Below are 23,214 nucleotides of genomic sequence, written 5' to 3' on the forward strand. Positions count from 1 at the left end.
CTCTACTTAGAAGTTAACATTTAACCCCACGCTCCCCCCCAGCGCCTGGTCAACTTTAGTGCCACGACTGGTTCCGACCTCGGCATACACCTGCCATTTATTCTTTGCAGGTATCCAGTTCAGTCCGCCGGTCAACTCCAGGCTGGTGCTGGACAAATCATTGTTGAACTTAGTGCGGTTCACACTGACACGATTATTATTGACGAACTCATGACTGACCGCGGCATGCAGGCGGGGTTGAAGCTTGCTGCCATTGTCCAAAACCCATTCACGACCAACCGTCATGCCGACCTTGCCGAGCAAAGAGCGGGTCTCATCGCTGTCCACGTGCAATCCGTTGTCCAAACGGTACGTTTTACCTTCCACGGCCGCGGCACCCAGTTGTGCAGAAGGCTCGATGAAATATCCTTTGTTCAAAACGATGTGCTTGCCGACTTCGACGGAACCACTCACGCCCACATTGTCGAAGTTACCCTTTGTACGAGTGTCATCACTCAGCGTGACTTTAACGTCGTTATTGAAACGGTTGACCTTGGCGACGGTATCAACGTAATACCCGCTGTCTTCGTCATACCAGGTCAGGTAAGTACCCAGATAAATGCTGTCGATCGTGCCAGAGCTGCCACGCGCCAGATTCAGGCGAGTGGTACTGTAACCACCAAAAGCACCGATCAGCCATTGGCCGTCACCCACAGGCAGTGGCGTGTCCACCCCCACGGAGACACCCGTCTGATTTTGTTTATAACCGTCACCGTACGCGTTTTTGACGTTGTACTGATTTCCGTAAGTACGTATCCAGAGACCGGATATCGAGCCTTGAGTGTCCGAGTCCAGGACAGCGGAGGACCTCGTCCGAGGCTGGGTGCCGGCCATTCGGCGGTCGCCGAGACGGGTATTGAGGGTGGTCCTTTCAGAATAAATCACTGTGGGAACAGTACCGGCAATTGCCATGGCTGTTTTCGACCCCGTGCTTGGCGTCGCCGCATCGGGTTGCAGGAACAGTCCTTGGTCTTTTTTCACCAACTTGTAGGCTAAAGCGCCAACGTCTACCTGACCGTTTTTCAAGGAGAACTCCGCACCTCCCGAGGCGATGTTACCCACCTTGACCGGCGCACCGTTGACTGCTTCGCTGGCAGTGGCAGCCACCACCAACTCATGCTTGCCCGATGCCGATTCCGTGACATTCAAAAAATCGGTATTGCCGGTGGCAACATCCGTGCCCATAAAGAACTGACCGTTGCCTGACAGGTTGGCGATGTCCAGGCGTGTGAACGCCTGATTCGTTCCGAAGCGTACGCTGCCGCCCTGCATATCAAGGCTGGTGAGAGCATTGCTGCCCACCATGTTCCACTCCGCACCACGGCTGATCGACATGTTGCTGACCCCCGTGACGGCACCCTGCAGGATCGCATTATTGTCCAGCGTCACGACGCCAGCTCCGGAACCTTCGATGTTGCCGGTCAGCGCGCTTCGGGTATCGAGTGTCACCAAATCAACGTTAACCAAATTGCCGTCAAGGCTTGCAGCGTTTCGCAACAGCACGCTGGCTTGTCCACCCTCAGCGACTTCGATGTTGCCAAATAGCTTGCTGTTGTCGACCTGGAATCGGGCAGCGGCACCCTCAATCACCTCCAGGAGGTTGCCGTTGCCTCCGATCAGGTTGGAACCGTTGTTTACTTCGATCAAGACCGGCTGGCCCGCCGGAGTTGCGAAATTGACATTAATCGCAGCACCCGTACGGCCCTGCACGGTTGATCCGTCCAACTTCAACTGGCTCTGCCCGGTCCGGTCGCCGGGATTCAGCACCGTATCCTCCCCGAACATGACGCCATTGAGACCGCCGATGATCTGGCTGCCGGCACTGACATTGGCGTGGCCGCCGACCAGCTCCAGACCAATGCCATCCGGATCCGTTCCCTCCACCCGGGTATCGGCGAGGTTCAAAGTACTGAGCGACGTCACTGCGGCACCTGAAATACCTCCAAGCAACGTGCTGCCGGTCACGGTCGCGGTTGATCCCACAGGTATCTGCAGGTCCCGAGCCAAGGACATTGCCCTGCCTTGACTGGTCAACGTACTGCCTATGACAGTGGCCGAGCTGTCAGTCAATGCGAGTGCGGTATCAAAACCTGTACTGGTCACCGTAGATCGGGCCAGATTGATGCGGGCACCTGAAGATGCATCTATCTGTGATGTGGCAGCGGTGTCGCCGTTGAGCGTTCCACCACCGACTAAGATATTCAGCGCGCCGGCACCATTAATGTTTAGAGTTGCCGTTGCGGGGATAAACCACGCTTCGGGTGTTGCACCACTGGAGACGGTTTCCACCTCTCCCGGCAGAAGATTTCGCGAATAGGCGGACTCTGAAGCGGCCATGATTGCCACTGCATAAGAGAGCACACCTGTGAACTTCATAACTGTCAGTCCCAGTATCTTTTCAAACTTCATAGTCACTACTCTCTGAGTTTTGACGGGACGGTAGAAAGACGGTTCAAACAAATGCTCCATCAGACGTCCGTCGTTGGCGGCGTCGGAGAATACCTACAACCCGGAACCTTCTATGTAGGACTATTCCTTTTATAAGTGGGATTTATCCCTTACCCTTGAAATACATCTGTGTTTTTACGACAGACAGCGACAGCACTGCCGGGAGAGTCGGTCTCTCCCGGCGAATGCAGCTCTGAACTTTTATACGTTGGTTATGGCGCGGGATCCCAACCCGGTTCCGATTCACAGTACAAGAAGTCGGCATTGAGCAAATAAATCGTCATTTCCGTTACCCCTGACGTGGGAACAGTCGGTGTCGAATACCAGACTTTTACATAGCCAGCGTAAAAATCTGATGGATCCGGGGTTTCCGGTGGGGGCACTGGAACATTGCGAATCACCGGACTATAAGGCCCAACATCAAAGATCATCCCGGCCGTCAGTTCGGCAGCGGTAATTTTCCGGGTTTCGGTGAACTCAGTATCAGCCGGCGCCGGTATTGTATAATCGTCCTTGTGGAATCCACGCCAGTTAAAGGTGATCTCCATATCCTGGACGAAGTGGTTATTTGGTGGGATCCGGAATCTCGCCACATGATCCGCACCGGTCAGACTCTCGCAAATGATGAATGGATCTGCTGTGCCATCTCCGGCTGGCCGTACGAACTGCGGCGGATCAAGGTTGATGACTACGGTGTTGACCGTTACAGGCGTTTTGACCGACGGTTGAGTGTTGTTACGGTTGGGGTTTTCATACTCCCACCATGCTTGTTTCGTCCCCTGACCGCCTTGGCTGACAACATCGTAAGGCAATTCAACTTGAATGATTGTATTGATATTTGTATCGGACAACGGCTCTGAATTTACAACCACCTCGTCCTTATCGCCATGGTACTTCAGGGTTACCTGATCACCCGGTGCCGGGTCTGGAAATGTACCGCCACTCGCAGGCGAAACATCGATGTACGCTATAGCCGTTTGATTGGCGTCGTGTGGGCCTAGCACGTTATCCGTGACAGGTGCCTGTCCCCGCACAATCAATGGCCTGAAATCAGGATTGACCTCAGGAGGCGGGTTGGATGGATCGACGATATAGGGAGGGTTCGTCGAGAAATCCGTGTTGACCGTCGTATCCACTTTACTGACGGATAAATTGCTACGCATCAAGTCAGCCTTGACCAGAACAGGCAGCTCGTAATTTGTGCCGGTCTGATTATCGAAATACTCTTTGCTCAGACCCTCCCAGGGAATGGTGAAAATCAGCTTGTTGAGGGTGCTGAACGGCAAGTCCTGGGCCGGCTGGGCTCCCCACTTGACACTCACCTCGTCGTCGTTGCGTGTGTCATTCGGCCGAGCCACTTCCACCGTTACACCTTCACGCGCATCCTTCAGATCGATCAGACCATCGTTGTTTGCCGGGACGACCAATGGACCCAATTCTGGCAGCGGCAGAAAACGAGTGTTTTTGAAATTCACTGACCAAGCACTTTCGTTGCCTGCATCATCAGTAATAATGAACCAGATGAAGGCCCTGCCGGTGGTTATTCCTCTCAACTCGGAAGTTGGAATCACTACCTCACCATCGGCAGGCATAGCGTTATCGTAGAAGGGCGAAACCTGAGGAGGATTGGTTCGTTGACCTGCCACATACAGTCGCACGTGGTCTGTTGGCTGAGCATTGGCGTAATTGGTGTCAATCGCTACCCTCAACCCCATTGCGCTTTCCGGGAGACTCGCCCAGTTGTCGTCGAGGTCGCCGGGAGCATTGGGAAACGTCACCCGCGGAGTTGATTTAACGCCGGGTGTTTGCCCGGGATTGGTGCCCGTCTGCACCGGTTTCGCTTGCCACGGCGCGGTACGGTCAATGAACAACTGCATGACAGGCGATGTCAGCGGATTGAGGCCCCCTTGAAAAAGAACGCATCTGACCCAGATCGGTGTCGGGCCATCTGGCGTAGCATCTTCTCCCAGATATTCGGTAGGTAATGTGACCGTGAATTTGCGAGGCCTGTTCGCTACGACACCGAGATTCACGCGTGAAAGCCTTGTGAAGTCTGAGGGTTGTGGGTTGTCAGGTGGCTGGGTTCGTGTGACCTCCAGCGCCACCTGATCACGATCATTCGGCGACAACCAGACGCCTGTATCCAGTAAAAGATCGAGAGTGCGTCCCACAGGAATTGCGGCTACAGGAATAATGTCGGCGGTGGGGCCGCGACCATCTGGTAATTCAGGTGTAGGAGCAACCAGTGTTCCGTTATCCTGCCCCGATACCCCAACTTGATAAATTGTCATGTGCTTTCTCCATTATGCTGAAAATTGAATATCAATCCTTACCTCATCGATAAAAGCGTTTGCCGCCAACATCAGTCATTACAGCTTTTTCAGTTACAACAACGTACTTGCTACATCCAGCTTGCATCCGAACAAAAGCCACTCTCGCCTGGAATAACCCTGTCTATCTTCACAAGCCCTGTATAAGAGCTGAAGATCGGAACGCGATTACGCACCAACACATAACTTGTAACTGCAGAATCATTGTTAGTCATTGGTTCGATATGAGTGGCGAATGGCTCTATCACAATCGAAATCGGTTTTTTATCCCTTATATCTGCTGCAGTGATGGTCTTTGTAAACGTCACCAGAGGCGTCAATGCCGTACCCGAGCCGTTTAAAGAGTCCCACCCTTGCCACTTCAATTCGATGGCATCCTGCGCTTGAAAACGATCGTCGAACGGAATGGATACGCGTATACCCTCCCAAACAAATAAAGCATCAGGATCATGGGGATTGTTTTTAGTGCAATTTATATAGCCCCACGGAGTGGCATCGGGGAAAGTCGGCTCTTTAAGAACTTTGGGCGGTGGCGTAATTGCAAACGTCAAACGCCGCGGCAGGGACGTCGTATCGTTGACCGACCGAACCATGTACCTGATTTCGAAGGAAGGCACATCAGGAAGTAATGTCGGCTCTACCGGGATAAGAAACTCCAGTGCGTCATCGGCAGCCCCGTAGAAGCGCTCCTTGACTGGATCCGGTGTTCCCACTATGTAAATTTGGACCCTGTCAATCCGAGCGTCCACCGGGAAGGCCAGCCAGCGGGAAATGATGACGCCGATGCCCTTCTGTTTCGCATCTGCCGGCAACGTACCCGCAGGATCCGAAGCGTCGACCCCCTCCACTCGCGGAAGATCAAGCAATACACCTGCATCGGAGGTGTTCGCGGTTGCGGCTTTATCAGGATCACTAGGCACTGGCATCGGCATTTCTCGCGCTTGAATAATTGCCCCATCACATGGGTGAAATTAAGCGCTCGTCCCTCAACGCTGGCTACTGTCATATCTGACAGGTAAATCGACCGTCTGTCGGGAATTTTTAAATGCCGTGCCTGTCGCTCAGCGGAACTCAGTTGACGGCGAGGCCCATAATAGGGTTTCCTGAAACCGGTTTCAGTCGCTTGACGGAAGCAACGTCAATAGCGCCAATAATAAGGTCCATACCGTGAATGACTTCTCCGCCGCCCAGCGCAGCCGCGTGACCATGCTCGACGTCGCCGAACACGCCGGCGTCTCCAAGGCCAGCGTCTCGCGCTTCATCGGCGACGACCGCGCCCTGCTCTCCGATGCCACGGCCCTGCGCATCGAGCAGGCGATTGCCGAACTCGGTTATCGCCCCAACCAGATGGCCCGTGGCCTGAAGCGTGGGCGCACCCGCCTGATCGGCATGTTGGTGGCCGATATCCGTAACCCTTATTCGATTGCCGTGATGCACGGGGTGGAAACCGCCTGCCGTCAACACGGCTACAGCCTGGTGGTGTGCAACACCGATCGCGATGACGAACAGGAGCGGCAGCACCTGGCGTTGCTGCGCTCGTACAACATCGAAGGCTTGATCGTGAATACCTTGGGTCATCACCGCGATGAGTTACGCGAGCTGCATCGGGAAATGCCCATGGTGCTGGTGGATCGCAAGGTCGAGCAGCTCGATAGCGACTTGGTGGGGCTGGATAATCCGGCCGCCGTCGAGATGGCCGTTGCTCACCTTGAAGCACGCGGTTATCGCGATGTGCTGATGGTGACCGAGCCGTATGACGGCACCAGTTCGCGGATCGAGCGGGTCAGCAGTTTCAAGGCGCAGATCGAGCAACGTACGGCGCTCTCGGGCGCGGTGGTGGAAACCGGTGGCGATCTGACCGCGCGTTTGAACACCTTTCTGCAAACTCCCGGCCCTGGCCCCAAAGCGCTGTTTTGCGCCAACGGCATCGCCGCGCTGGCCAGTACCCACGCGTTGCGTGAGTTGCAGTGCAATCTGTTCGAGGATGTCGGGCTGATCGCCCTGGATGATCTGGATTGGTATCCGCTGGTGGGCAGCGGGATTACCGCCCTTGCCCAGCCGACCGAGGACATTGGCGCGAGTGCGTTTGAGTGTTTGCTCAAGCGGTTACGGGGGGATGACGGGCCGGTGCGGACTCTGGATTTTCCGGCCCAGTTGGTTGTGCGGGGGTCGACCCTTGGAAATCTTCAGTGACTGGACTGGCCTCTTCGCGGGCAAGCCCGCTCCCACAGGGATCTATGGCGTTCACAAAACCTGTGAAAGCGGGCTTGCCCGTGATGGGGCCCTGAAGAACCCCCCATAACTCAACATCAATATTTTTTTGAACAAAAATGAAACCGGTTTCAGAGGTGTAGAACAATGAACAAACCACCCGTTTCCATCAGCCTGTCCAGCTACGGCGCAGAACTCGTCCGCCAACGCGGCCAAGGCAGTTTCATCGAGGTATTGGCCGCTGCCCATGCCACGCACATCGAGTGGCGCGAAGAGTTGCTGACGGACGAAAGCCCGCTGCAACTGGCCACCGACACCCAGTCCCAAGGCTTGGAAAGCATCTATTCCTCGCCGATAGAACTATGGCTGGCGGGTCAGTCGAAACCCAATCCCGAACTGATCACCACCCTGGCGCGCGCCGAAACGTTCGGCGCCAAATGGCTGAAGGTCTCCCTGGGTTACTTCACCAACAAGAATGACCTCCAGACCCTCAGTCGCGCACTGACCCGGAGCCCGGTACAGCTGCTGGTGGAAAACGACCAGACCTTGCACGGCGGTCGCATCGAACCGTTCCAGCGCTTTTTCGCCGATGTCGAACAACATCAGCTGCCGATCAAAATGACTTTCGACATCGGCAACTGGCAATGGCAGGACCAATCCGCCGCCAGCGCCGCGCGGTTGCTCGGTCGGCATGTCGGCTACGTGCACTGCAAGGCAGTGGCGCGCCGGGCCGACGGCAAACTGGTGGCGGTGCCACCGGCCGCCAGTGACCTGCATCTGTGGGGCCAACTGCTGCGGCACATGCCCCAAGGGGTGATGCGCGCGGCGGAGTATCCATTGCAAGGCGATGACCTGGTGCAACTGACTACCGAACATGTCGCCACCCTCGCCTGTCTCGGCCAATTACGTCTGGAGAACGCGCATGTCTGAGTTCGATATCCTGTCGTTCGGCGAAACCATGGCGATGTTTGTCGCCGAGCAGAATGGCGATCTGGCCGACGTCGGCCACTTCCACAAACGCATTGCCGGGGCGGACAGCAACGTCGCCATTGGCTTGTCGCGGTTGGGGTTTAACGTCGCCTGGCTGAGCCGGGTGGGCGCTGATTCTCTTGGCCGGTTCGTCATCGATACGCTGGAGAAAGAAGGCCTGGATTGCAGCCACGTTGACATCGACCCGGCGCACCCCACCGGGTTTCAACTCAAATCCCGCGCAGATGACGGCAGCGATCCGGTGGTCGAGTATTTCCGTCGCGGTTCGGCGGCCAGTCACTTGTCGGTGCAGTCGATTTCCCTGTCGCTGCTCAACGCCCGGCACTTGCACGCCACCGGCATTCCCCCGGCGCTATCCGCGTCGGCCCGGGCAATGTCCTTCGAACTGATGACCCGCATGCGCGATGCCGGGCGCAGCGTGTCCTTCGACCCGAACCTGCGGCCGAGCCTGTGGGCCAGCGAACAGCAGATGATCAGCGAGATCAACCGCCTCGCCGCCCTCGCCCATTGGGTACTGCCGGGGTTGAGTGAAGGACGGTTGCTGACCGGTTTCGAGGAACCGGCTGACATCGCGGCGTTTTACCTCGACCAGGGCGCCGAAGCCGTGGCGATCAAGCTTGGCCCGCACGGTGCGTATTACCGCACGCATCAGGATGAAGGTTTCGTTGCCGGCGTGCCCGTGGCAACGGTGGTCGATACGGTCGGTGCCGGTGACGGGTTTGCCGTCGGCCTGATCAGCGCCCTGCTGGAGAACCACAGCGTTGCCCAAGCCGTGCAGCGTGCCAACTGGATCGGCAGCCGCGCGGTACAGAGCCGTGGGGATATGGAAGGGTTGCCCAATCGACTGGAAATGTCCGCCGAGTTTGCGGCCGTCATTCGCGAGCAAGCCCGCTCCCACAGGGGATCTGTGTCTGAACCCGATCCAATGTGGGAGCGGGCTTGCTCGCGAAGAGGCCATCACAGTCACTGAATGATCTGAACCCAAACCGTTACCTGCTGCGACAAAAACAACAAGCTCAGGAGCATCACTATGAAAACCGCAACACTGGCCACCCGCCGCTGGTGGTACATCATGCCCATCGTCTTCATCACCTACAGCCTGGCGTATCTGGACCGCGCCAACTACGGGTTCGCCGCCGCTTCGGGCATGGCCGCCGACCTGATGATCACGCCCGGCCTGTCGTCAATGCTCGGCGCCCTGTTCTTTCTCGGCTATTTCTTCTTCCAGATTCCGGGCGCGATCTACGCCCAGAAGCACAGCGTGAAGAAACTGATTTTCGTCAGCCTGATCCTCTGGGGCGGCCTGGCGACACTGACCGGGATCGTCTCCAACGCTTACTGGCTGATCGTGATCCGCTTCATGCTCGGAGTGGTCGAAGCCGCGGTGATGCCGGCGATGCTGGTGTACCTGTGCCATTGGTTCACCCGTGCCGAACGCTCGCGGGCCAACACTTTCCTGATCCTCGGCAACCCGGTGACCATGCTCTGGATGTCGGTGGTGTCGGGCTATCTGGTGCAGCATTTCAGCTGGCGCTGGATGTTCATCATCGAAGGGCTACCGGCGGTGCTGTGGGCGTTTATCTGGTGGCGTCTGGCCGATGATCGTCCGGCCCAGGCCAAATGGCTGACCGGCCAGGAGAAGCAAGATCTGGAAAGCGCCCTGGCCGCCGAACAGGTCGGCATCAAAGCGGTGAAGAACTATGCCGAAGCCTTCCGCTCGCCGAAAGTGATCATCCTGGCGTTGCAGTTCTTCTGCTGGAGCATTGGCGTCTACGGCTTCGTGCTGTGGCTGCCGTCGATCCTCAAGGCCGGCGCGCAAATGGACATGATCGAAGCGGGCTGGCTGTCGGCGTTGCCGTACCTGGCGGCAGTGGTCGGCATGCTGCTGGTGTCCTGGGGCTCGGACAAATTGCAGAAGCGCAAACGTTTCGTCTGGCCGCCGCTGCTGATTGCCTCCATAGCGTTCTATGGTTCCTACGCCTTGGGTGCTGAACATTTCTGGTGGTCCTACACCCTGCTGGTGATTGGCGGCGCTTGCATGTATGCGCCTTACGGTCCGTTTTTCGCGATTGTTCCCGAGATTCTTCCAGCCAATGTCGCTGGCGGCGCGATGGCGTTGATCAACAGCATGGGCGCGTTGGGTTCGTTTGGCGGTTCGTATCTGGTCGGTTACCTGAACAGCTCCACCGGGTCGCCCGGCGCTTCCTACTTACTGATGAGCGGCGCGTTGATGCTCTCGGTGGTGCTGACGATTTTCCTCAAGCCTGGCGCCAGTGACCGGGTCGTGGCCAAGGCCGCTGCGCACCCGCCAGTGACTGCTCACCCTTGAATTGAAGTTGAGACGATGACGATGAAAAAGCAGGTCGTGCTGTACAAGAAACTCTCGCCGCTGTTGATGGCTCGCCTGCATGAGCACACCGAGGTGACGCTGATCGACAGCCTCGATGCCGAGGGCCTGGCCAAGCTGCGCCAGGCCCTGCCCCGTGCCCAAGGGTTGCTCGGCGCCAGTCTGAAACTGGACGCCGGGCTGCTGGATCTGGCGCCGAACCTGGAAGCGATTGCCAGCGTGTCCGTGGGCGTCGACAACTACGACATCGACTACCTGACCGAGCGGCGGATCCTGCTCAGCAACACCCCCGACGTGTTGACTGAAACCACCGCCGACACCGGCTTCGCGCTGATCCTGGCCACCGCCCGGCGCGTGGTGGAACTGGCGAACATGGTTCGCGCCGGCCAGTGGAACCGCAACATCGGCCCGGCGCATTTCGGCAGCGATGTACACGGCAAGACGCTCGGCATCATCGGCATGGGACGGATTGGCGAGGCGTTGGCGCAACGCGGGCATTTCGGTTTTGGCATGCCGGTTGTGTATCACAGCCATTCGCCGAAACCGGCGGTGGAACAGCGCTTCAACGCGCAATACCTCAGCCTGACCGAGTTGTTGCAACAGGCCGATTTCATTTGCCTGACCTTGCCGCTGACCGCCGAAACCGAAAAGCTGATCGGCGCCAGGGAATTTGCCTTGATGCGCCCGCAAAGCATCTTCATCAACATTTCCCGGGGCAAAGTGGTGGATGAAGCGGCGTTGATCGAAGCGTTGCAGCAGAACCGGATTCGCGCCGCCGGGCTGGACGTGTTCGAGCGCGAACCGCTGCGCCCTGACTCGCCGTTGTTGCAGTTGAACAATGTGGTGGCGACGCCGCATATCGGCTCGGCGACTCATGAGACGCGGGAGGCGATGGCGACTTGCGCGGTCGAAAATTTGTTGGCGGCGTTGGCGGGTCAGCGGCCGGCAAATCTGGTGAATGGGCGAGCGTGGAAAGGTTGAGGCATTTGATCGGATGCGCCGAATCCAGGTAGCCAGGTGCCGAAAAAGGTAGCTCAGTGATGTGCGGCCGCTGAGCAATCCCGCTGACTTCTTTTATCAGAAAGCAGGCAGATCGCCGCGCACCAAACGTGCAGTGGTACGTTCGATGTCGGACAGGTGGGCATACGCAAGGTTTTGCGCGGCCTGGCGCATGGCCGCACTCAAAGGCATGCGGCAGCCCAGTTCGACAGCAACCAGTGCCGGGCGGTCAACCGGCTGGCCGATGCGCGACAACAGTTGCACCGTGGCTTCTTCCACGCCCTCGACTTCGGCAACGATGGCGCGTGCCACTTCCCACGCCAGCGCGTTGTACAGCTTGCCGACATGGGAAACCGGTTTTTTCCCCGCCACCGCTTCAAGCGACATGCTGCGGCAAGGTGTGATCAGGCCGTTCATGCGGTTACCGCGCCCAACCTGGCCGTCGTCGCCCTGCTCTGCGCTCAACCCGGTGACGGTCAGGTAAATCCCGTCCACGCCGATCGCGTTCGTATCGTCGAGTGTATTGACGGCTAGATCACAAGGGCTCGCCAGGGTCGCGCGTAAATGCTCCGTGATCGACTGTTTGACCGCGAAATACTCTGCTGCATGGTGAATCTCCCGATCGATAAGCGCCAACGCGACGGTGAATGTCATCCTGTCGCCAACCCGCACCCCCATGACCTTATAGTCGTCGCCCGCCGCCGGAAACCGCGCTTGAAACTCGGCCGAGTGCAACAGCGTCCCCAGTAGCAGCACCTGTTTTTCAAGGGGTGAGTATGGCGCGAAACCGACGCCGAAGGAGGTGTCGTTGGCCAGCGCGTGAGACATACCGCGCACAAAAGCCTGCTGCAGATTGGGGCTGCCGCTACGTACCGCACATTCGATTCCGAACAACGCCGGATCGCAGCGCAGGTTCTCGGACAAATAGCGACGTGCGGCTGCATGCACACTTTCGGCCAGCCCGGCGTCCGGCAAGGAACTGGCTCGGCCGCACAGGATCAGGCGCATCGGCGTCAGCACCTGTCCACCACCAAAGTGCGGCTGGCTCTGGCCGCCGATCAACAAGGCCTTGTCGACGTTGTAATGCTGAATGCGCCCATAGGCTTGCAGGTACGCGCGGTTGAGCGCCAACGACACGGCTTCCGCGACACCATCGCACAGGCTGTCCGGATGACCGATCCCCTTGTGTTCACACATTTCGACTTCGCTCATCCGGTGCAAGCGTTCACAGGCAGAAATGACGAACCGGGTCCTGACGCTCATGTTCCCCTCCGCGTTACCTTCCGATCGGCCGGGTCTACTCAGTACCTCGTGCACGACGGCGCTGTTTGCGATCAGCCCGTGAGTGCCCGTGATGAGTGAGTACGGAAGTCATGGCGCAAGCTCCGTGATGGCTTGTGCAAGCAGTGTCGACAGATCGATGGCGTTGCTGGCGTGCCGGATGCTATTGCTGGTGAAGACCTGAATACCGGCCGCTTGCAGGTCGCGTTGGGCGTGTTCCGCATACACTCCGTGCACCGCCAAGGCCACCGGTGGGCGCATGCCTGCTCGTTGCAGGTGCCCGGCGGTTTCGAGCAGGGTATGCCCCGTCGAAATGATGTCGTCGATCAACACCGGGGTGTGTTCTCGCCAACGCTGGATATCGGGCACGGAGACCGCGACCTCCCGATCGCCGAGTCGCATTTTCTGCAACACGATGAATGGCGCTTTCGCCAGCCGGGCGACCTCCGATACCCATTGCTCGCTTTCGCTATCCGGACCGATCAACAAAGGTCGGGCGATCTTGCCGGGGATCCAGGTTGCCAGGGCCGGCGCGGCATGTACGACTCGATGCGGTACCGGGTATAGGGTGCCAAGATCATGGATACGATGCAGGTGCGGATCCACCGTCACCAACCAGTCGATGTGCGGGGCCAACAGAGCGGCGAACAGACGCGCGCTGACAGCCTCACCCGGATGAAAACGCTGGTCCTGGCGCATATAGGCCAAGTAGGGAGCAACCAGGCCCACAGAGCGGGTACCCATCTCGCGCAGGGTTTCCATAAGGAAGCACAGCGGTATGAACCGTTTGTCCGGGCAGTGCAGGCTGCACAAAATCACCGCGTCACGGCCCTGCACGTCGCTCAACACACGCACATAGCTTTCCTCGTCGGGAAACTGCCTCAATTGGCAGGCGGCGGGTTGCAGCCTCGCTGCCGCCGCCAGCCCGGTCTGTAAGGCCAGATTACCGTCGAGGCAAAACAGCAGGGGATTCATGACGCATCCTCCTCGATGAAGAAGAGTTCCGGGTGCTGCTGCGCATACTCCAGCGCATAGGCCAGTTCGCCCGGGCTTTCAGCATGTACGGTATAGAGCGGCTGATCGGCTTCGACCCGTTCTCCGAGCGCCGTACCGAGTACCAGCCCGGCCGCGGGGGCCGCCGGTGCCCCGGCCAATTTCCCGATGCGCGACAGTACGCGGTTGTCGATGCGGCACACACGGCCTTCACGGCCGGCCAGGACCGGGTGCCTATAGCGCGCCTGCGGTGGCTCTCGCAGTCCGCCCTGGGCGTTCGCGATGGCCTGGAATTTTCGCCAGGCGCTACCGCTCGCCAACGTTGTGGCGGCGAGTGCATAGCCACTATCGGCCGGCGCCTTGCCGGCCATTTCCAGTAACAGGCCGGCGAGGTCGAGGGTACGCTCACGCAAATCCGACGGCGCCTGCGCATCGCCGCGCAGCACCGCCAGAACATCGCGCGCTTCCAATGCCGGACCGATACCCCGCCCAACAGGGCCATCACCGTTCGAGACATGCACCTTGACGTTGAGGCCAAGCCGACCGCCGACCTCGACCAACAGCGTTTGCAATCGTATCGCCGCCGGCAGATCGCGTACTTTCGCGGTAGCGCCGACCGGGATATCGATCAACACATGACTGGCACCGGCCGCCAGTTTCTTCGACAACACCGAGGCCACCAACTGACCCTGGCTGTCCAAGTCCAGGGCTCGTTCGACCCGGATCATGACATCATCGGTGGGGCTCAGTTGCACGGCCGCGCCCCACACGACACAACCGTTTTCTTGCTCCACGACCTTGCGCATCGCCGGCAAATCGAGAGCGACCGGGGCCAGGGTCTCCATGGTATCGGCTGTACCCGCTGGCGAGGTAATGGCGCGGGAGGAAGTCTTGGGTATGCAAAGGCCGTTGGCCGCGACGATGGCCACCACGATGGGCGTGGTCCGATTCCCCGGCAGCCCACCGACGCAGTGCTTGTCCAGCACCGGTGACCGGTCCCAGTGCAGACGCTCGCCGGTTTCAACCATGGCTTCGGTCAGATAGCGGATCTCGGTGAGCGACAGTTGGTTGCCGGTACAGCCGGTTAGAAAGGCCGCCAGCTCCACGTCGCTGAATCGGCCGGCGTCGATGTCATTCACGATCGCGGTCAGCGCCTCCCGCGACAGCGCACTTCCATAGATCTTCCCGCGCACGGCGCTCATCGACTCTACCGGCGCCGGGTGACGCACGGCAACGCTTTCACCCTCCCGGGCACCGAGCAGCCGCCAGGCCGATTCCGATAGCCCAACCTCACCGCCGGCTATCCACCGTCCATCCACCACCATCAGCGTCGCGATGACGCGACGCGTGCCTTTGACCAGTTCGATACGTGACAAGGCGGAAAAACCTTCCGAGCGGCAGACGTGACAATCCCGCGGCATGAACGCCACCGGCTGCTGGTGGGTATCGATGCCGAGCCGGCGGACGCGTAACTCAAGCGCACTGCGTATCGGCATGAGCACGCTCCCTTCGGCGCCTTGGCGCAGCAAGTCGATTTGCTGAAGAAACCACTGTCCAGGACTTGTTCACTACTGCTGTCCTCCATGCGGTATACGGCACGGCGCTCATGGGGCTGGGCGTTGCGTCGCGTCGTCCGACTGACCGACGGATTCGGGCGCATGGCCTGCGTGATCGTCGCGGTGCTGGTGGCCGCAGCAGCCACCGTGCGCGTCATGCTCACCGCGATTGGCCTGTTCGTGACCGCCATGCCCACCGTGTCCACGATGCATGAACAAATGCATGAGCGGACAGGCCAGCAACAACAGGAATGGCAGGTAGGGAATGACGTGGGCCCGGTGCTCGGTCAACAGGAAGTACCCGGCGATGGCAAGAAAGCCGAGGAAGAACCCGTTGACACGGCCGGCGCTGCGAAGGGGGGCGTCATGGCGTCTCATAACTGATTCCTCCTGTGGGGTTTGCGACGGGCCTCGGCCATGTCCTTATCGAATTGGCGGACGCCGCGAAAAAGTTGCACCCCGACCAAGACCGGGCATAGCAGGAATATCGCCGCTATGGCCAACGATTTGCCCGTCAGCCCCAACAGGTAAATCACCGTTGAAATACCTGCGACACTGACCAGAAGGCAGATAATCAAAACTTCGCGTTTCATGATGTGGCCTCCTGGCTTAAACCAATACGGGCACGTTTAAGCAGCGCGGAGTTGGCGATGACCGACAGGGAGCTGAGTGCCATGGCGGCGGCAGCGATGATGGGGTTAAGCAGTCCAAAGGCCGCGATTGGAATGCCGATACTGTTGTAGATGAATGCCCAGAACAGGTTTTGTTTAATCTTGACCATGGTTGCGCGCGACAGCTTGATCGCGTTAACCACGTCACGCACATCGTTCTTGAGCAGGATGATGCCGCCGGTTTCCTTGGCTACATCGGAACCCGAGCCGATGGCGACGCCGATATCCGCGGCAGCCAGGGCAGGCGCATCGTTGACACCATCACCAACCATGGCCACGACCTGCCCTTCGCTTTGCAATTGACGGATCACTGCGACCTTGTCGTCCGGCAAGACCTCGGCAATCACTCGCTCGATGCCCACCTGGCGTGCGACCGCTTCGGCAGTACGGTGGTTGTCACCGCTCAGCAGCACGACCTTGATGCCGCTGGCCTGCAACGCCGCAACGGCCTCGGCTGCTTCAGGTTTAATGGTATCGGCCACGGCGATCACACCGAGCAAACGGTCATCGACTCCGACCAGCATGGCGGTTTTGCCATCGGCTTCCAGACGGATGAGGTGCTCCTCGGCAGCCTCGGTCGAAATGCCTTGGCGGGCGAATAAACGCCGGTTGCCCAGCCAGAGGGTGCGATTGTCGATCTTGCCTTCGATGCCGTGACCGGCAATCCCTTTGATGTCGCTCGCTTTCGGCAGGCTGATATCGCGATGCCGGGCGGCGCGCACAATCGCGGCACCAAGCGGATGTTCCGAACCGGACTCCACGGCGGCAGCGAGCATCAAAACCTCGTGTTCCGACGCTGCGCCTAGCGAAATCACATCGGTTACGTTGGGTTCGCCTCGGGTAATCGTGCCGGTTTTGTCGAACACCACCGTACTCAGTTTTTCTGCCCGCTCCAGCACTTCGCCGCCGCGAATCAGGATGCCGTTGTCGGCCCCCTTGCCAACACCGACCATTAACGCAGCGGGCGTCGCCACGCCCAGGGCGCAGGGGCAGGAAATGATCAGCACCGCGATAAAGGCCAACAGCCCTTGCGGAAAACTCCCCGCAACAGACCAGCCGACCAGGGCCAGTATCGCGACCGTCACCACCGCAGGCACAAAGTAGCCGGTGACCTGATCGGCCAACCGCTGGATCTGTGCCGTGCTGGTCTGTGCTTCCTCAACCATCCTGATGATCTGCGCCAGTGCGGTATCGGCACCGATCCTGCTCGCCTTGAAAGTGAGCACCCCGCTGCCATTGAGCGTCCCTCCAATCACCGGACTGCCCGGGTGTTTGTCGACCGGCATCGACTCGCCGGTCAGCATGGACTCATCCACCGTTGACTGACCTTCACTGACATCGCCATCGGTAGGGATTTTCTCGCCTGGCTTGACCATCAGAAACTCCCCGGCCATGACGTTTTCAGCGGGCAAGTCGACCTCTTGTCCGTCACGAATCACATGCGCAATCGCAGGCTGGAGATCAAGTAAGCGCCGTACCGCCGCCGAGGACTTTTTCTTGATGATCTCCTCCATGTACCTGCCAAGCAGTACGAAGGCGATGATGACCGCCGACACCTCGAAATAGACGTCGCGCTCGGCTACCTTGACCGGCAGGACATCCGGGAAGAACAACACCGCGACACTGTAGAAATAGGCGACCGATGTGCCGAGGGCGATCAGAAAATCCATGTTGATGCTACGGGTGCGAATGGCATTCCACGCCCCCTTGTAGAAACTCCAGCCACCGATGAACTGCACCGGTGTTACCAGCAGGAATAGCCAGATACCCCACGTGAACCAAGGGAGCGCCGGGATCGGCACCCAAGTCAGCAAGGTGGCACCCGCGGCCAGCGCGATGAAGGCGCCCGCACGCAGCAGTGCCAAGGCCAGTACACCGGTCAGGGCGATAGTCACGCGGGTTTTCATCGCCTTCAGTTCATTTTCTGGCGACTCGAAGATGCGCAGGCAGCTATCGCTGCAAAAGTAATAGGTGCGCCCGCCACGTTCTCGTGACAACGCCATGGTCATATCAACCATCATCCCGCAGATCGGGTCTTTCGCCATTTTCCCTGATGCAAGCGCCTGCTGGTGTTGGCTGTGCTGCATGTGTGATTCGCTCATCACGGCCTCCTACTCGAAGCAGCTATCAAGGCCTGCCATGCAGCTTGGCGGACAGCCACGCAAACAAGGTACCGACCACCGCGCCCCATACACTCAAGACCAGCAGTGGTCCGACGAAAGTCGCCACACTGTAGTCTTGCGGAGCTTGAAGACGACTGAAGTCGAGCCCATGGAACAAGGCGCTGAGAAAGGCGATACCCTGCGCCGGCCATAGCGCATAGAGCAACGCACAGATGGTGTAGGAAATGGCCATGGTCAGGGCCAGAGAAATGCCGGTTTTCCAGGGAGCGTTCATGGTTGTTTTCCTGAGCCTGGAGGGCTACCAGTCGGAGTGTTGGGGCTGTGGGGGGCTGACCAGGGCAGGAATGCCGGAGTCTGTTCACAGTAAGTTCGGTAGGCATCACCGAAGTGCGCAAGCATCTCCTGCTCTTCTCGCTTCGCCAGCCTGGCGTAGACCAACAGGAGAATTGGAAACATTGCCAGGGTGATCAATGTCGGCCATTGCAACAAAAAGCCAAACATGATCAGCACGAAGCCAGCGTACTGCGGGTGACGGATCCGTGAATACGGTCCGTCGAGCGCCAGTTGGCCAGTGCTTTGGGCGTTGTAGAGCACACGCCAGGCGGCTGCCAATAACCAGAAGCCGCCGGCGATCAGCAGGTTGCTGACAATGTGGAATGGACCCCAGTGTGGATTGACCTTCCACCCCATCATTACTTCGAGCAAATGCCCAGCGTCGTGCGAGAGGAAGTCGACGCCAGGGAAGTGACGGGTGAGCCAGGGCATCAACAGGTAGATCGTCAGCGGGAAACCGTACATCTCGGTAAACAGAGCCACCAGGAACGCCGAGAACACACCAAAGGAGCGCCAATCGCGGCTCGTCCTGGGCCGGGTGAAGCTGAAGGCAAACAGGATAAACACCAATGAGTTGATGATAACCAGCGACCAGAGACCGTAGGCCGATTCAGTATGGTTCATGGTGGGTGCTCCTCAACAACACACATCAGACGGGTGTTGGCTGCATTCACCCATCCAGCGCCAGAGCCATGTCATTTGCAGCAGCTCTACCGCACATTTACTTTTTCATTGGCATTTCCATCATGGACGACTGCTGCTCCATCATCTGCATCATCATGTCCATCATTCCTTTGCCTGTACCGTCCTTGGCGCCAGACATACCCATACACCCCATTGCACTCTGCTCCTTGCTCATCATGGCCATGCTGTCTTTCATCGCTTTCATGCCTTCTTGCAACGCCGCCTGGCGCTCAGCGGGAGTTTCAGCCGCTGCCGCTTTGTCATGTGCCGCCTGCATTTTCTGCATTTGCTCGGTCATGGCTTTGGTTGTGGCCGTCGATGCCGGAGCGGTGCTCACGGTTGCGTCGGCTGGCGCGTCAGCCGGGTGATGCGCATCCTCGGCAGCGACCATGAATGCATTGCTAACCAAGACGGCAGCCAGAACCCATTTAGAATGCACTTGCATGATGAACTCCTGAGATTGTGAGGGGATAAGCAGGAATGACCGAGTCGCGAAAAAGCGACGCAGCAGGACAGAGCAACCAGTGCTCCGCCACTCTGAGGCAGGGGGTCAATCGTTGAAACGGAGGAACATCAGCCGTACCGGGCTTTCCGGCGGCGCGGGACGTTTCAGTACAAGAGTGGCGTGGGAGGATTTTTGCTCAGGATCAAGCACCAGGATCATGACTGCCGCCGTGAGCAGTAACAGGGCGGCCCAGTGGGCAGGATCCAATGCTGGCGTCTGCAATCCAGGTTTTATCGCCGTGGCAGTGTCCTCACAGTTTTGAAGGCAACCATTGGCGTGAAGCGCATGACCATCCAAAACATGCTGCTCGACAGTGTGTGGCGCGGCCAAATTGTGAATCGGCTGTACCAGACACCCCTGGATTGCCATTACGGCCACAGCAACCACCCATCCTGCGAGGATCAGGCGCAGTAGGCGTTGGCGGTGCCGGCGGAACCAGTACATGAAGTACAACCTCGACTTATTACGTCGTATTGATTTTCAGTCTAGCCAGCAAAGCGATGAAGAAGTTGATCAATATCAAATTAGTCGATGACTCAGTCAGGCCCGCCGCGCCTGCAGCAAATCCACCGCACACAAGGCAATCCGCCGACACGCATCCGCCAGCCTCACCTGATCCACCACCAATCCTATGCGGATATGCCCCGCCGCACTCGGCCCGAAGGCTTCGCCGGCCAGCACCGACACGCCATAGCCTTCCAGCAGGCGCTCGGCAAAATCCTGGGCGCCGAGCCCGGTCTGGCGCACATCGACCATCACGAACATCCCGCCATCGGGTTTGATCGGCCGGATGCCGGGGCAACCGCTCAACCTCGCACACACCAGGTCGCGACGCTGGCGATATTCCTCGCGCATCAGCGCCACTTCCGGCAAGTCTTTATCCAGTGCTGCTTGCGCGGCATTCTGGACGAAATCCGGAATCCCGAACAGCATGCACAACGACAGATGCATCACGTGATCGGCCAGGGGTTTCGGGCCGATCATCCAGCCCACCCGCCAGCCGGTCATGGCATGGGACTTGGACAAACTGTTAAGGGTCGCGGTGCGTTCGGCCATGCCCGGCAGGCTGGCCGGGCTGATGTGCTCGCCCTCGTACAACAAATCGCTATAGACCTCATCGCTGATCAGCCACAGGTCGTGCCGCACGCACAGCGCCGCCAGTTCCTGCCAGATATTCAAGGACAGGCTGGCGCCGGAAGGGTTGTTCGGACTGTTGAGCAGAATGGCTCGGGTTTTCTCGGTGATCAGCGCCGCGATATCCGCCGGTTCGACCCGAAAGCCGTTTTCCGGACGCACCGCCACCGGCACCACGCTGGCGCCGCAGGCACCGAATACACCTTCATAGGTGACGTACATCGGCTCGGCGACGATCACTTCATCACCCGGATCGAGCAGGCATTGCGCAACCGAATACACCGCGCACTGCGCACCGGGCAGCACGATCACATGATCGGCGTCCACCTCCTGGCCACTGCGCCGCTGATGACGTTTGGCGATGCTGCTGCGCAGCGTTCGGCTGCCACGAACATCGGAATAATGGGTATCGCCGGCCAACAGGCTGTCGATCGCGGCGTGAACGATCGGCAGCGGTGTGTCGAAATCGGGATCGCCGATAGAAAGCAGCAGCACGTCGACGCCCTGCTCTCGCAACTCCAGCGCTCGATCGTGAATCTTCCAGGCTGCGGCTCCATCACCGGCGATTCGCTGGGTCAAGGCTGAATAGCGCATGTACTTCTCCTAACGCGCGAGTTCCAGTTTCAACCCTATCTCAAATCACGAAACGCGCCACCAAAGCGTTCAAATTTACTGCCAGGCGCGACAGTTCATGGGTGGCGGTGCTGGTCTGGTGGGCACCGGTGGCCGACTGGGTCGCCAGGTCGCGAATGTTGACCAGATTGCGGTCGACTTCGCGGGATACCTGAGCCTGTTCTTCCGAGGCACTGGCGATCACCAGGTTGCGTTCGTTGATCAGCTGAATCGATGAAGTGATCTGCTCCAGGGCGACACCCGCCGCACGGGCCATTTCCAGGGTGCTTTGGGTGCGCTGGTTGCTTTGTTGCATCGAGGAGACCGCCTCACCGGTGCCGTTCTGAATGCCGGCGACCATTTTCTCGATTTCCTGGGTCGATTGCGCGGTGCGATGAGCCAACGCCCGGACCTCGTCCGCCACCACCGCAAAGCCACGCCCGGCCTCCCCTGCACGGGCCGCTTCGATGGCGGCATTGAGGGCCAGCAGGTTGGTCTGCTCGGCAATGGCGCGGATCACGTCCAGCACTTTGCCGATGTCGCGGCCCTGAGCGGCCAGGCCTTCGATCATCAACGCGGTGTTTTGCACGTCGTGGGTCATGGTCTGAATCGCGTCGACGGTTTCCACCACCCGGTCACGACCCTCACGGGCGGCCTGGGTCGACTGCTTCGAGGCTTCGGAGGTCGACACCGCATTGCGCGCCACTTCTTCCACCGCGGCGGTCATTTCGTTGACGGCGGTGGCGGCCTGTTCGATTTCGTTGTTTTGCTGTTGCACGCCACGGGACGCTTCCTGGGTCACGGTACTGAGTTCTTCGGCGGCGGCGCCCAGTTGCGTCGCGGAGCCGGCGATCTGTTCGATGGTCTTGCGCAGGTTCGTCTGCATGGTGGCCAGGGCGCCGAGCAAACGGGCCGGTTCGTCGTTGCCGTCGACTTCGATGACCTTGCTCAGGTTGCCGCCGGCAATGGTCTCCGCCGCCAGCACCGCACGGTTCAGTGGCGTGAGGATGCTGCGGGTCAGCAGCCAGGCCAGCAGCACGGTCAACAGCGAAGCCATCACCGCAACCACGACGATACCGGTAAAGGCGCTGCTGTAATATTCACCCGCTTTGGCCGACGCGGCTTTGGCATCGGCGGCGTTGATCGCCACCAGTTTGTTCAGCTGCTCGCCCATCTGATCGGTGCCTTCCTTGATCCGCGTATTGATCAGGGTGCGCATCTCATCCAGTTTGTTCTGCCGCGACAGCTCCAGCATCTGGTTCTGGGCTTGCATGTAATTATCGAGAGTTGCCGAGAAGGTTTTGTACAGTGCCGCTTCTTCAGGGCCGGCCGGCAAGGCGGCGTAACTGGCTTGGGCGCTGCGCACCTTGTCGACGAGCACGCCGATGCGGGTCTGGGCTTCCTGCAACGCCGCCGGATCACGGTTGACCAGCACACGAAACGAGAGAATCCGCAGGCGCAGAACGTTTTCTGTCACATTGCCCAGAAACTCGATGCTGGGTAACTGCGTGGCTTCCATATCAATAGAGGCCTGTCGGATGATCGACATGCGATTCGCCGCAAACACACCCAGCACAATGACCAGCAAGGCGATGAAGGCGAAACCGAGGAAAGCTCGAGGCGCGATGTTCAGATTACGCAGTGACATAGGATGATCTCGGTAATTGAGGCGGCGAGCATCCTTGCGGTGATCACTGTCGGGCGGGCGATGGCGCGCACCTTTCAGTTTGGCGCCACTGTTGTAATAGGTTTGTGTACGCCTATTGGCTGTATCGGCCGGGGTTTAGGATTTTTGCAGGGGGTTGGAGAAATATTTTTCAAGGGGAACAGCAGTGTTTCAGCGGTGAAACACTTATGAGTCAAAACGCAAAACCTGTGGGAGCGGGCTTGCTCGCGAAAGCGGTGTGCCAGGCAACATCAATATTGACTGTGCCGCCGCTTTCGCGAGCAAGCCCGCT

The 23,214-nt window shown here is 58.9% G+C and carries 20 protein-coding genes; 5 read left to right on the top strand and 15 right to left on the bottom strand.

Translation table 11 applies throughout. The features are described from left to right. Positions 1-6: 6 nt before the first annotated feature. The 3 genes from PSH64_RS14265 to PSH64_RS14275 all read right to left on the bottom strand — a co-directional run bounded on the left by PSH64_RS14265 (position 7) and on the right by PSH64_RS14275 (position 5,743). Complete coding sequence (locus PSH64_RS14265) at positions 7-2,448, bottom strand: autotransporter outer membrane beta-barrel domain-containing protein (RefSeq protein WP_305481048.1); 2,442 nt, start codon at positions 2,446-2,448, stop codon at positions 7-9. Positions 2,449-2,699: 251 nt separating this feature from the next. Then, entirely contained in the window at positions 2,700-4,778 is a 2,079-nt protein-coding gene (locus tag PSH64_RS14270) for a hypothetical protein (RefSeq protein WP_305481049.1), read from the bottom strand. Between the two features lie 110 nt (positions 4,779-4,888). Next, entirely contained in the window at positions 4,889-5,743 is an 855-nt protein-coding gene (locus PSH64_RS14275; RefSeq protein ID WP_244914248.1) for a hypothetical protein, read from the bottom strand. A 241-nt stretch (positions 5,744-5,984) separates the two neighbouring features. On the opposite strand from PSH64_RS14275, the gene PSH64_RS14280 reads away from it, so the two are divergent. From PSH64_RS14280 to PSH64_RS14300, 5 genes are all read left to right on the top strand, one after another. Then, a complete protein-coding gene (locus PSH64_RS14280; protein ID WP_105346064.1) occupies positions 5,985-7,010 on the top strand; it encodes a LacI family DNA-binding transcriptional regulator in 1,026 nt (341 codons plus the stop codon). Positions 7,011-7,175: 165 nt separating this feature from the next. Continuing rightward, on the top strand, positions 7,176-7,958 hold the full coding sequence (locus PSH64_RS14285; protein WP_305481050.1) for a sugar phosphate isomerase/epimerase: 783 nt from the start codon (positions 7,176-7,178) through the stop codon (positions 7,956-7,958). Beyond that, a complete protein-coding gene (locus PSH64_RS14290) occupies positions 7,951-8,988 on the top strand; it encodes a sugar kinase (RefSeq protein ID WP_305481051.1) in 1,038 nt (345 codons plus the stop codon). The genes PSH64_RS14285 and PSH64_RS14290 overlap by 8 nt, the downstream gene beginning before the upstream one ends. 60 nt (positions 8,989-9,048) lie before the next feature. Further along, positions 9,049-10,347, top strand: a complete 1,299-nt coding sequence (locus PSH64_RS14295) for an MFS transporter (RefSeq protein ID WP_305481053.1) — start codon at positions 9,049-9,051, stop codon at positions 10,345-10,347. A 21-nt stretch (positions 10,348-10,368) separates the two neighbouring features. Further along, a complete protein-coding gene (locus PSH64_RS14300) occupies positions 10,369-11,346 on the top strand; it encodes a D-glycerate dehydrogenase (RefSeq protein ID WP_305481054.1) in 978 nt (325 codons plus the stop codon). Between the two features lie 96 nt (positions 11,347-11,442). On the opposite strand, the gene PSH64_RS14305 is transcribed toward PSH64_RS14300, so the two are convergent. From PSH64_RS14305 to PSH64_RS14360, 12 genes are all read right to left on the bottom strand, one after another. Then, positions 11,443-12,627, bottom strand: coding sequence for a methionine adenosyltransferase (locus tag PSH64_RS14305; RefSeq protein WP_305481055.1), 1,185 nt, complete (start codon positions 12,625-12,627; stop codon positions 11,443-11,445). Positions 12,628-12,735: 108 nt separating this feature from the next. Next, complete coding sequence (locus tag PSH64_RS14310) at positions 12,736-13,620, bottom strand: ribose-phosphate diphosphokinase (RefSeq protein ID WP_305481056.1); 885 nt, start codon at positions 13,618-13,620, stop codon at positions 12,736-12,738. Beyond that, positions 13,617-15,134, bottom strand: coding sequence for a thymidine phosphorylase family protein (locus tag PSH64_RS14315; RefSeq protein WP_305481057.1), 1,518 nt, complete (start codon positions 15,132-15,134; stop codon positions 13,617-13,619). The genes PSH64_RS14310 and PSH64_RS14315 overlap by 4 nt, the downstream gene beginning before the upstream one ends. Positions 15,135-15,242: 108 nt before the next feature. After that, complete coding sequence (locus PSH64_RS14320; RefSeq protein ID WP_305481058.1) at positions 15,243-15,572, bottom strand: DUF2933 domain-containing protein; 330 nt, start codon at positions 15,570-15,572, stop codon at positions 15,243-15,245. Further along, entirely contained in the window at positions 15,569-15,787 is a 219-nt protein-coding gene (locus tag PSH64_RS14325; protein WP_105346046.1) for a hypothetical protein, read from the bottom strand. The genes PSH64_RS14320 and PSH64_RS14325 overlap by 4 nt, the downstream gene beginning before the upstream one ends. Then, entirely contained in the window at positions 15,784-17,967 is a 2,184-nt protein-coding gene (locus tag PSH64_RS14330; RefSeq protein ID WP_305481059.1) for a heavy metal translocating P-type ATPase, read from the bottom strand. The genes PSH64_RS14325 and PSH64_RS14330 overlap by 4 nt, the downstream gene beginning before the upstream one ends. Positions 17,968-17,992: 25 nt before the next feature. Beyond that, complete coding sequence (locus tag PSH64_RS14335; RefSeq protein ID WP_305481060.1) at positions 17,993-18,262, bottom strand: DUF5676 family membrane protein; 270 nt, start codon at positions 18,260-18,262, stop codon at positions 17,993-17,995. Continuing rightward, on the bottom strand, positions 18,259-18,945 hold the full coding sequence (locus tag PSH64_RS14340; protein ID WP_305481061.1) for an isoprenylcysteine carboxylmethyltransferase family protein: 687 nt from the start codon (positions 18,943-18,945) through the stop codon (positions 18,259-18,261). Before PSH64_RS14340 ends, PSH64_RS14335 begins: the two co-directional genes overlap by 4 nt. Positions 18,946-19,042: 97 nt before the next feature. Beyond that, entirely contained in the window at positions 19,043-19,450 is a 408-nt protein-coding gene (locus tag PSH64_RS14345) for a hypothetical protein (protein WP_105346040.1), read from the bottom strand. Positions 19,451-19,555: 105 nt separating this feature from the next. Then, on the bottom strand, positions 19,556-19,954 hold the full coding sequence (locus PSH64_RS14350; RefSeq protein ID WP_305481063.1) for a hypothetical protein: 399 nt from the start codon (positions 19,952-19,954) through the stop codon (positions 19,556-19,558). Between the two features lie 96 nt (positions 19,955-20,050). Further along, positions 20,051-21,238: a pyridoxal phosphate-dependent aminotransferase gene (locus PSH64_RS14355; protein ID WP_305481064.1), complete on the bottom strand. Its 1,188-nt coding sequence runs from the start codon at positions 21,236-21,238 to the stop codon at positions 20,051-20,053. A gap of 40 nt (positions 21,239-21,278) precedes the next feature. After that, positions 21,279-22,904, bottom strand: a complete 1,626-nt coding sequence (locus PSH64_RS14360) for a methyl-accepting chemotaxis protein (RefSeq protein WP_305481065.1) — start codon at positions 22,902-22,904, stop codon at positions 21,279-21,281. Positions 22,905-23,214 lie beyond the last annotated feature (310 nt).

Origin of the sequence: Pseudomonas sp. FP1742 (assembly GCF_030687145.1) — a bacterium.
GTDB lineage: Bacteria > Pseudomonadota > Gammaproteobacteria > Pseudomonadales > Pseudomonadaceae > Aquipseudomonas > Aquipseudomonas frederiksbergensis_D.

Excerpts from the sequence above, each read along its gene's own strand:
- PSH64_RS14290 (WP_305481051.1), top strand. The coding sequence starts at position 7,951 with ATGTCTGAGTTCGATATCCTGTCGTTCGGCGAAACCATGGCGATGTTT.
- PSH64_RS14265 (WP_305481048.1), bottom strand. The coding sequence starts at position 2,448 with ATGAAGTTTGAAAAGATACTGGGACTGACAGTTATGAAGTTCACAGGT.
- PSH64_RS14270 (WP_305481049.1), bottom strand. The coding sequence starts at position 4,778 with ATGACAATTTATCAAGTTGGGGTATCGGGGCAGGATAACGGAACACTG.
- PSH64_RS14315 (WP_305481057.1), bottom strand. The coding sequence starts at position 15,134 with ATGCCGATACGCAGTGCGCTTGAGTTACGCGTCCGCCGGCTCGGCATC.
- PSH64_RS14320 (WP_305481058.1), bottom strand. The coding sequence starts at position 15,572 with ATGAGACGCCATGACGCCCCCCTTCGCAGCGCCGGCCGTGTCAACGGG.
- PSH64_RS14335 (WP_305481060.1), bottom strand. The coding sequence starts at position 18,262 with ATGAACGCTCCCTGGAAAACCGGCATTTCTCTGGCCCTGACCATGGCC.
- PSH64_RS14310 (WP_305481056.1), bottom strand. The coding sequence starts at position 13,620 with ATGAATCCCCTGCTGTTTTGCCTCGACGGTAATCTGGCCTTACAGACC.
- PSH64_RS14345 (WP_105346040.1), bottom strand. The coding sequence starts at position 19,450 with ATGCAAGTGCATTCTAAATGGGTTCTGGCTGCCGTCTTGGTTAGCAAT.
- PSH64_RS14360 (WP_305481065.1), bottom strand. The coding sequence starts at position 22,904 with ATGTCACTGCGTAATCTGAACATCGCGCCTCGAGCTTTCCTCGGTTTC.
- PSH64_RS14300 (WP_305481054.1), top strand. The coding sequence starts at position 10,369 with ATGAAAAAGCAGGTCGTGCTGTACAAGAAACTCTCGCCGCTGTTGATG.
- PSH64_RS14350 (WP_305481063.1), bottom strand. The coding sequence starts at position 19,954 with ATGTACTGGTTCCGCCGGCACCGCCAACGCCTACTGCGCCTGATCCTC.
- PSH64_RS14295 (WP_305481053.1), top strand. The coding sequence starts at position 9,049 with ATGAAAACCGCAACACTGGCCACCCGCCGCTGGTGGTACATCATGCCC.
- PSH64_RS14285 (WP_305481050.1), top strand. The coding sequence starts at position 7,176 with ATGAACAAACCACCCGTTTCCATCAGCCTGTCCAGCTACGGCGCAGAA.
- PSH64_RS14340 (WP_305481061.1), bottom strand. The coding sequence starts at position 18,945 with ATGAACCATACTGAATCGGCCTACGGTCTCTGGTCGCTGGTTATCATC.
- PSH64_RS14325 (WP_105346046.1), bottom strand. The coding sequence starts at position 15,787 with ATGAAACGCGAAGTTTTGATTATCTGCCTTCTGGTCAGTGTCGCAGGT.
- PSH64_RS14305 (WP_305481055.1), bottom strand. The coding sequence starts at position 12,627 with ATGAGCGTCAGGACCCGGTTCGTCATTTCTGCCTGTGAACGCTTGCAC.
- PSH64_RS14330 (WP_305481059.1), bottom strand. The coding sequence starts at position 17,967 with ATGAGCGAATCACACATGCAGCACAGCCAACACCAGCAGGCGCTTGCA.
- PSH64_RS14355 (WP_305481064.1), bottom strand. The coding sequence starts at position 21,238 with ATGCGCTATTCAGCCTTGACCCAGCGAATCGCCGGTGATGGAGCCGCA.
- PSH64_RS14275 (WP_244914248.1), bottom strand. The coding sequence starts at position 5,743 with ATGCCAGTGCCTAGTGATCCTGATAAAGCCGCAACCGCGAACACCTCC.